The organism is Yersinia sp. 1252 StPb PI, assembly GCF_048593885.1.
Taxonomy (GTDB): domain Bacteria; phylum Pseudomonadota; class Gammaproteobacteria; order Enterobacterales; family Enterobacteriaceae; genus Yersinia; species Yersinia enterocolitica_E.
In genome coordinates this window covers 1-4,031 of record NZ_JAZGQE010000274.1, presented here as the reverse complement: position 1 = coordinate 4,031, position 4,031 = coordinate 1, and the positions used below count along the sequence as shown (strand labels likewise).

Genomic DNA, 4,031 nt, shown 5'->3' with positions numbered 1-4,031 from the left:
ATATCAATAAAATAGACAATAAAAAGGCCAGAATGCTGTGTCACACACTGGCTTGTTTCTATATATCTATATCACTCAGCAAGGCTTTCTTACTACAGTTTGCTTACTACAGAATCACCCTTGAGCCATCAATCCCAACAATTTAAGAACAAAATACCCCACCACCGCAATCACTAACGGCAAGATATATAAGGTAAAGAACTGCAAGAAGATGGTGTGATGCGGTAAAACCACCTTCTCTTCTAGCTGTTCACGGCTGCGCCCTTCGCTACCTTTGGCTTGTTCCAAAATCAATTGATCTTCAATACCTTCACGAATGTGCCGCACCTGCCGCGACATACGAGCACCAGATGCCTGTAATGACAAACCGACAAAAATCAGCATATAGATGATAAAGAACATAATATTCGCGGCGGTTAAACCCTGCTGAAGATCAGGTACTGGCGAGTTGAACCAGAAAACATCCAGAAAAGTGGTATTGAAGCGAATCATATCGGTCATCACATGGATAAAATCCAACATGACCGCATTAATCCCGCTGCTTTTTTGACTATATTGATAGGCAAAATTGATAATTGAGATCAATGTTGACAGCAGTGCTGGAATAAAAACGAGCCACCCTGCAATCCGTTTGATAACAGCGACGCGCCCAGCCTGTTGATAGGTCATGACTTCTCCTTGTAAATACCACAACTTATGTAGCTCTAGTTTACCCGCTACATTCGCTCTTTGTGCAAAATTTTTGCTATAACTCTCACCCTTAACACAAATTCAAGCCTAGCTCATTCGGCGCTTTATCATTAAGTTAATGATAAAGTATTCAGCCCGTAGCTAAAAAAACCACAGGAGTGATGATAAATGGCAACCCCTCACCCGATTAAAGCGGCAATTTTCGATATGGATGGCTTGCTGATAGATTCGGAACCATTATGGCTACAGGCCGAACTCGATATTTTCACCAATCTTGGGCTGGATACATCCTCACGGGATTCATTACCCGATACCTTGGGTTTACGTATCGATTTAGTGGTGAAGCTTTGGTTCCAAGCCATGCCATGGCAGGGTCCTAGTCAGGCGGAAGTGTGCAACCGGATTATTGTTCGGGCGATAGAACTGGTCGAAGAGACCCGCCCGGAGCTGCCAGGCGTTGAGTACGCACTGGACCTTTGCCGCCAACAAGGGCTGAAAATCGGCCTGGCATCAGCATCCCCGCTCCATATGCAAGAGCGTGTGCTGGACATGTTAGGTGTTAGAAATCAGTTCGACTGTCTGGTTTCAGCTGAATACCTGCCCTACAGTAAACCGCACCCTGAGGTGTATCTGAATGCTGCGGCTGATCTCGGTATCGATCCGCTACAATGCGTCACGCTGGAAGATTCGGTAAACGGTATGATTGCGACTAAAGCAGCACGAATGCGCTCTATCGTGATCCCATCCCTCGAATATCGCGCAGACCCACGCTGGGTATTGGCTGATATTAAGTTGGAATCATTAGAGCAATTGAGTAAAAAAGATATAACGTAATATTACCGTATTGATGATAGAGGGCGGTGGAGCCAATGACTCAACCGCCCGAATACCCTTTAGAGGAAATCATCTCGCTTAGGGTTAAAGGTGTCGATTAAAATACTGTTATCCTCCAGTGATACCGCGCCGTGCATCTCATTTTTCACGGCACGATACGCATCACCCGCTTTCAATATGCGTTTCTGCCCTTCAATTTCCACTTCAAAGCTGCCTGCGGCAACATAAGCAATCTGGTCATGAATGTCATGTTTGTGTGCAGTACCAATGGCACCTTTGTCAAAGTGAACGCAGACCATCATCAGGTCATCGCTCCAAGTCATTACTTTGCGTTTAATGCCATTTCCTAACTCTTCCCATGGCGTTTCATCATTAATAAAGAACATCTTCATTGTCTCACCTCATTATGCAGAATAAGTTTCTGATGTAGCGTAGTCACAGTTTCACGCTGAATTCTGCCCATTCTACGGGCAAAATTGGCAGATAAGCCATAAATAATCCAAAAATCATGACATCCCTCAAAAAATAATAAAACATCATTTCATTTTTATTGAATTAACTTCCCGCAAACACTATCATCATCAGCATTACAAGAAACACTCGGTCAGACATCAGACCAGTACAGGTTGTCAGCAACAATTGTCGACATCATGCGCTTGTTTGAGCCGGTCTTGCTTTCTGAGTTGGGTTTTACCCACCAAGATACTGTTCTGTAAAAGAGGTACTGACATGCAAGTTCGCCAAAGCATCCATAGCGACCACGCGAAACAGCTTGATACTGCCGGTTTGCGCCGTGAATTTTTGATCGAAAATATATTCACCGCAGATGAGTACACCATGACCTATAGCCACATTGACCGCATCATCGTCGGGGGTATTTTGCCCGTCAGTAAAGCAGTCAGTATTGGTGATGATGTAGGTAAACAACTGGGTGTCAGTTACTTTCTGGAACGCCGCGAATTGGGCGTTATCAACATCGGTGGCTCAGGATTTATCGTTGTTGATGGTCAGCGTTATGAAATTAACAATGAAGAAGCATTGTATGTGGGTAAAGGTGCGAAAGAGGTGCAGTTCAGCAGTATCGATAGCACAAAACCTGCCAAGTTTTACTACAACAGTGCGCCAGCACACACCACTTACCCGAACAAAAAAATCACGTTGGCAGAGGCCGCACCGCAAACATTGGGTGATGATGCCACCAGCAACCGTCGCACTATCAATAAGTACATCGTGCCTGACGTGTTGCCAACCTGCCAACTGACCATGGGTTTAACCAAACTGGCTCCGGGCAATCTGTGGAATACCATGCCTTGTCATACCCATGAACGTCGTATGGAAGTCTATTTCTACTTTGATATGGACGAAGAAACAGCGGTGTTCCACATGATGGGCCAGGCACAGGAAACACGTCATTTGTTAGTCCACAACGAACAAGCTGTGATTTCACCAAGTTGGTCTATTCATTCTGGCGTGGGCACGAAGCGTTATACCTTCATCTGGGGCATGGTCGGTGAAAACCAAGTCTTCAGTGATATGGACCACATCGCTGTTAGCGAATTGCGTTAAGCGTCACCAACCGAATCCGTCCTTTGGGCGGTTTTCTCCCCAATATTGAAATCGCGGCAATCTTTGACCGCCTTGAGAGAGATGTTAGCTATGATTTTAGATTCCTTTGAATTGAAAGGTAAAGTTGCACTGGTTACTGGCTGTGATACAGGTTTGGGCCAAGGCATGGCGATCGGTTTAGCCGAAGCCGGTTGTGATATCGTGGGTATCAACATTGTTGAGCCACGTGAAACTATTGATAAAGTGACTGCACTGGGCCGCCGTTTCCTTAGCCTGACGGCTGACCTGAGCAAAATTGAGCACATCCCTGCCCTGTTAGAACAAGCTGTCGCTGAATTTGGCCAAATCGATATTCTGGTCAATAACGCCGGTATCATTCGCCGTGAAGATGCGATCAACTTCAGCGAGAAGGACTGGGACGATGTCATGAACGTTAACATCAAAACCGTGTTCTTTATGTCTCAAGCGGTTGCTAAACAGTTCATCAAACAAGGCCATGGCGGCAAGATTATCAACGTGGCATCAATGCTGTCTTACCAAGGTGGTATCCGTGTGCCATCTTACACCGCATCGAAAAGCGCAGTCATGGGTGTGACCCGTCTGTTAGCTAACGAGTGGGCTAAACATGGCATCAACGTGAACGCAGTGGCACCGGGTTACATGGCGACCAACAATACCCAACAGTTGCGTAAAGATGAAGAACGCAGCAAAGAGATCCTTGACCGTATCCCTGCTGGCCGTTGGGGCTTACCTGATGATCTGAAAGGCCCAGTGGTCTTCCTGGCATCTAAAGCATCTGATTATATCAGCGGTTACACCATCGCGGTTGATGGCGGTTGGTTGGCTCGCTAAGCCGATAATCATGACTAATTTGAGTTAAGGTCTATCTGGCGGAGTTATTCGCAATGTTTTGACTCAAAAACGCACCAAGGCACAACTTC

At 45.9% G+C, this 4,031-nt stretch carries 5 protein-coding genes; 3 read left to right on the top strand and 2 right to left on the bottom strand.

The window, feature by feature from the left end; genetic code table 11:
* Nucleotides 1-114: 114 nt before the first annotated feature.
* Nucleotides 115-669, bottom strand: coding sequence for a YniB family protein (locus V2A85_RS22435; RefSeq protein ID WP_083158671.1), 555 nt, complete (start codon nt 667-669; stop codon nt 115-117).
* Nucleotides 670-858: 189 nt separating this feature from the next.
* On the opposite strand from V2A85_RS22435, the gene hxpB reads away from it, so the two are divergent.
* Complete coding sequence (hxpB, locus tag V2A85_RS22430; RefSeq protein WP_420072410.1) at nt 859-1,524, top strand: hexitol phosphatase HxpB; 666 nt, start codon at nt 859-861, stop codon at nt 1,522-1,524.
* A 59-nt stretch (nt 1,525-1,583) separates the two neighbouring features.
* Here hxpB and V2A85_RS22425 read toward each other — a convergent pair whose 3' ends face one another.
* Nucleotides 1,584-1,916, bottom strand: coding sequence for a cupin domain-containing protein (locus tag V2A85_RS22425; RefSeq protein WP_032905805.1), 333 nt, complete (start codon nt 1,914-1,916; stop codon nt 1,584-1,586).
* Nucleotides 1,917-2,253: 337 nt separating this feature from the next.
* On the opposite strand from V2A85_RS22425, the gene kduI reads away from it, so the two are divergent.
* Together kduI and kduD are read left to right on the top strand one after the other, a co-directional pair.
* On the top strand, nt 2,254-3,090 hold the full coding sequence (kduI, locus tag V2A85_RS22420; protein WP_420072409.1) for a 5-dehydro-4-deoxy-D-glucuronate isomerase: 837 nt from the start codon (nt 2,254-2,256) through the stop codon (nt 3,088-3,090).
* A gap of 90 nt (nt 3,091-3,180) precedes the next feature.
* Complete coding sequence (gene kduD / locus V2A85_RS22415) at nt 3,181-3,942, top strand: 2-dehydro-3-deoxy-D-gluconate 5-dehydrogenase KduD (protein ID WP_005182925.1); 762 nt, start codon at nt 3,181-3,183, stop codon at nt 3,940-3,942.
* Nucleotides 3,943-4,031: the final 89 nt, after the last annotated feature.